Source organism: Sphingopyxis flava (assembly GCF_900168005.1).
Classification (GTDB): Bacteria; Pseudomonadota; Alphaproteobacteria; order Sphingomonadales; family Sphingomonadaceae; genus Sphingopyxis; species Sphingopyxis flava.
Map to the genome: position 1 here is coordinate 1 of NZ_FUYP01000073.1, position 4,440 is coordinate 4,440.

At 58.0% G+C, this 4,440-nt stretch carries 4 protein-coding genes and 1 pseudogene; 2 read left to right on the forward strand and 3 right to left on the reverse strand.

Annotation, left to right across the window (positions count from 1 at the left end; translation table 11 throughout):
* Positions 1-169 precede the first annotated feature (169 nt).
* Positions 170-1,054: a LysR substrate-binding domain-containing protein gene (locus B5X69_RS20245; protein ID WP_012248462.1), complete on the forward strand. Its 885-nt coding sequence runs from the start codon at positions 170-172 to the stop codon at positions 1,052-1,054.
* Positions 1,055-1,197: 143 nt separating this feature from the next.
* Here the strand turns inward: B5X69_RS20245 and B5X69_RS22540 are convergent.
* Both B5X69_RS22540 and B5X69_RS20255 read right to left on the reverse strand, forming a co-directional pair.
* A pseudogene (locus B5X69_RS22540) lies at positions 1,198-1,808 on the reverse strand (LysE family translocator).
* Positions 1,809-2,122: 314 nt separating this feature from the next.
* The gene (locus B5X69_RS20255; protein WP_011489351.1) at positions 2,123-2,764 is read right to left on the reverse strand and encodes a substrate-binding domain-containing protein; all 642 of its coding nucleotides are present in this window, start codon (positions 2,762-2,764) and stop codon (positions 2,123-2,125) included.
* 121 nt (positions 2,765-2,885) lie between these two features.
* Between B5X69_RS20255 and B5X69_RS20260 the strand changes: the two genes are divergently transcribed.
* Complete coding sequence (locus B5X69_RS20260; RefSeq protein ID WP_011489350.1) at positions 2,886-3,185, forward strand: helix-turn-helix domain-containing protein; 300 nt, start codon at positions 2,886-2,888, stop codon at positions 3,183-3,185.
* 25 nt (positions 3,186-3,210) lie between these two features.
* Here B5X69_RS20260 and B5X69_RS20265 read toward each other — a convergent pair whose 3' ends face one another.
* Positions 3,211-4,122 carry a LysR family transcriptional regulator gene (locus B5X69_RS20265; RefSeq protein WP_011489349.1) on the reverse strand — a complete coding sequence of 304 codons (912 nt, stop codon included), beginning with the start codon at positions 4,120-4,122 and terminating at the stop codon, positions 3,211-3,213.
* Positions 4,123-4,440 lie beyond the last annotated feature (318 nt).

Consider the following 4,440-nt stretch of genomic DNA (forward strand, 5'->3'; position numbering starts at 1 on the left):
TGACTCGTCTCCTTTCAAGATCTCATGGTTGAAACACCGATGAGTTGGTGCTTCAAACATGAATGCTAAGATTCGCGTGTCATGCGGTCCAATACTTTTTTTAGCCTTTGCAATACGGGATCGGTATGGCTTAGCGGTGTTCACCCCTAGGGAAAACCAGAGGTCTTAAATGGAATTTCGGCAGCTTCGCTATTTCATCGCGGTCGCAGAAGAGGGAAATATCGGTGCTGCGGCAAGACGCCTGCATATTTCCCAGCCGCCCATTACCCGCCAAATACAGGCCCTGGAACAGGATCTCGGCGTGGTGCTGTTTGAACGCACGCACCGCGGCGTCGAATTGACGGCAGCGGGTACAACATTTTTAGAGGATGCCAGGCGCCTACTGCACGTTACCGAGATCTCAAGGGTGAGATCACGTGCAGCATCGCGCGGTGAAATCGGGGAATTGCGCGTCGCCTATTTCGGAACCGTCGTTTTGCATACGCTACCGCTGCTGCTGCGGCAACTCTTGTCGGTTGCTCCCTCGGCAACTGTGTCCTTGACGCAGATGAGCAAGAACCGCCAGATTGAAGCGCTGGACGCTGGCACCATCGATATCGGGTTCGGGCGTTTCTACCCCTATCAGGAGGGTGTAGTTGTCCGAAACGTAACCAATGAGAGGCTATTTCTGGGTGCGCAAAAGTCGCGCGCTCGCTCGTTTGGTGAGCAAGTTCATTGCAGCGCGCTTCGTAACGAGCCCTTGATCCTGTTCCCGCGAGAAGGACGCCCCAGTTTCGCAGACGAAGTCATCGGCGTATTCAAAAACGCGCGAGTGGAGCCAAAGGTTGTCGCCATAGTTGAAGACGTCAATGCAGCCATGGCTCTGGCGTTGGCCGGCGTCGGCGTGACAATTGTTCCCGAGACAGTAGCCATGATTTCGTGGCCTGACTTCGGCTTCACTGAACTCGTGGGCTCCAAGGCCACTGTACCGGTCAGTTGTATCTACCGTCACGATCACATTGCGCCGATTCTGAAAACATTCTTGAACTTGCTACCTATTCGAGAATCGCAATAGATGCCAATCGTTAGGTTGTCGACCCCGCAATTCGGCATAACACTGGCCGTAAAGCGGGCATCAATCGCTGTACTCCAACTCTTACTGCGACATGGCTCACGCTAAAAGGAAGGCACGCGCAGCGAGGGCAATGCCCGACGCAATCAGCGCCGGGCCACCGCTATCAGTACTCCGAAGCCGACCAGCCGCCCGCCGAAGGCACGGTCGATCCAATGGCGGAAAGCCAGCAGACGATCGCGCACGGCACCGGCAGAGAAGCATAAGGCCACCAGGCTAAACCAGCCCATGTGCGCCGCAGCGATGAAAGCGCCATAGCCAATCTGCACTGCCAGCGGAGTGTCGGGCCGCACCACCTGCATAAACAGGCTGACGATGAATACCGTGGCTTTGGGGTTCAGCGTATTGGTCAGGAAACCGGTACGCAGCGCAGCGCCATCCGAGAGCGGTGCCATACGCTTTTCGGTCAGTGCGCCGCCAGCTTTCGTGCACAGCATTTTTATGCCGAGATAAATTAGATAGGCAGCACCGACCAGTTGATGGTGTTAAACAACCAAAGCGATTGCTGGATTAGCAGGCCCACGCCGATCAACGTATAGGTGATATGTACCAGTATGCCTAAGCCTATGCCCAATGCGGTCAGCACGCCCGCGCGGCGCGACAGCATCAAGCTATTGCGCGTAACCGTTGCAAAGTCCGGCCCAGGGCTGATGACGGCCAGCAAGGTGATTGTGACGACAGCTATTAATTCGGTCATTGGCGTATCCGGTCGGAAACAATGAAATTAAGGCAGATGATATTCAAAATCAACGTGAAGGAATATCGATCTTTCCGGCCAATAATGGAGAACTGAATTCGACATCTTCCGGTACGCGTCAGCCTTCCTAGCGGGTGCTACGCTGTTTCGAGGCTGCCGCCCACTTGGAGAATTCAGCCGTGCGATGGTCGAGTCGCATCTAACCCACGGCGCAGTCAACCGCGTGGCACGTTCACTCGAAAACGCATCGCGGTAGCGTGAGCAGCGTAGCCGGCGCGTATTCCTGACCAATCCAGTCCTCAAGAGCGCGTCCACTATGCAGCACTCGCCCTTGCGACCTGCAACGCTCTTCGCTCGAATCGCTCCACAACGGAACTGGTTGGCTCCTGGGGCCGCTGCAGGTGTGTCACGATCTCGTAGGGGCCATCGATGAGCGGCCGCATCGTGATCCCCCATCTGTGAGCGTGCTCGATGCGCGATTGCGCGGACACCCCGACGCCGTAGCCGGCCGCGACCCACGTGGCCAACAGGCCAAACGAAGTGACGTACCGGATGTTCTGTCGACCTGTCGGCAGGGGCGTGGAAAGCCGCTCATCCAACTTGGAACAGATTTCCGCCTGCCAGCGATACAGGGCGAAGTCCAGCAGATCGGCGATCGTGAGTGTCGCCTGATCAAGCAATGGAAATCGTAGCGGCATGGCGACGGCCATGCACTCGGCCCACAACGGCTGCGCTTTAAGCGCCGCGTCGCTCGATACCTGAATTGAAACCCCCGCGTCGTAACGGCCGTCATGTAGTCCCGCATGCAGATCGCGACCTGAAACCTCAAAGAAGGCGAGAGCGACATCGGGCTCTTCCGCGCGTTGCAGCGCCAGCAGTGCCGACAACTGTGGCGACGGCGCGCCTGGCGCTATGGCGAGCCTGAGACGGGGGGACTGGCCGGTAGCGTTGTGCATAAGGGCACCGCAGAGGCGGCTAATCAGGTCAAGGAGGAGCCCATATGATAAGCAAGAGTGAACTTTAACGTCTATAAATTTAACGTGGTTAATTTCAGAGGTTTGTCCGACGCTTCTGCAAATGCAGAAGCCCACTATTCAGCCAGGCCGCCCCGCTGGCACATCGACGTATGAATCCGAACCAGCGTTGGCCTTCGGACAGGCCGTGCGCGTTGCGCGCGTCGCTCAAGGTATTGCTCAAGACGAATTTGCATCCCGGGCAGGCATCTCGCGCTCGCACATGGGCAAGATCGAGCGCGGGGAGCACGTGCCCACGCTTCCTGTCATATTGAAAATTGCCATGGCGCTCAGAATAAGCGCCGCTGACCTGATGGCTGCAACGGAGCACTACCTTGGCATCGGCGCCCGGACCGATTCTTGAAGCTGAACGTCCGTGGTTGGCTCTGTCAGCCACCTAGATTCTCACGTAGGCGGACGAGATCACGCAGACGAACGATGAAGCGCTCCAACGACGCCGGCACGTCATCGCCGCCGCCGAGTCGGAGCAGATAGGTCGTGATTACTGCCGAATCCACCGCCAGGGGGCGGGTCAGCACATCTGGTCGTGGACTGACAGCAACCCTGGTCGCCGTCGTGAAGCCGACGCCAAAGCCCGCGCTGACCAAGGTAAGCATCATCTCCAGCGAAGATACGTGCTCGACCACATTCGGTTCGCGCTCCAGAAGCAGTAGAAGCCGAGCCAGTTCACGGCAGTAACCTTCGCACACCTGTGGATCGCAGAGTACAAGGGGATGGCCGCCGAGTTCATGGAGCGGGACTGCCTTGTGGGCAAGCAGCTCATGCCTGACAGGTACTGCGATCACCAGCGGGTCTTGCCAGATCGGCTCAGCAACAATGCCCTCGCCGACTTCGGCCGTGTGCGCGAACCCGAGGGTGAAGTCGCCGGCTCGCAGGCCACGCAGTTGCTCGGACAAAGGTACCTCGGACAAGCGGATCTCGATGTCTGGCTCTTCAGCGCGGCAACTGGCGAGAAAATCCGATAGCCAGGGATCGATCGCGCCATCGGATACTGCGATGCGCAGGCTGCCTCGCGAGCCCGCCGCAACGGCCTTGGCATTCTCTCTTGCTTGCTCCAGGACGGTGAACAATCGGCGAGTGTCTTGCAGGAACGCGGTGCCTGCTGCGGTCAACCGGGTTCCCCTGCGGTCCCGATCAAAGAGCAAGACCCCTAGCTCATCTTCCAACTCCTTGATGGCCCGGGATAAGGGGGGCTGCTCGATATGCAGACGTTCGGCGGCACGAGTGAAATGCAGTTCTTCAGCGAGGGCAACAAAGTAGCGAAGGTGACGTAGCTCCATGAAGCGCCCCCGATTCCCGTTTCACGGCCGTGGTTCTGTGAGGGACAACGGTTTGCTATCGAGGTCAAGTTGAAGCGCGTCCTGATTGCACAATTGCGGCAGGCGCAATAAGGCATGTATCTCGCTTTGTTTGAGCGCCGCCGTCAATTCCGCAAGCGCGGAGCGCCAATGAGACTTCAACTCGTCTATCGCCTTGTTTCCGCGCTCAGTCAGAACAATTTCGGGCTCTGTTGCAAAGATTGGCGGCAGTCAGAGGTAGGCTGTCGCTCTGCGCCGATCAGGCGGCTGCTGCGAAATGGTGGTTGAGCATGCCCATGG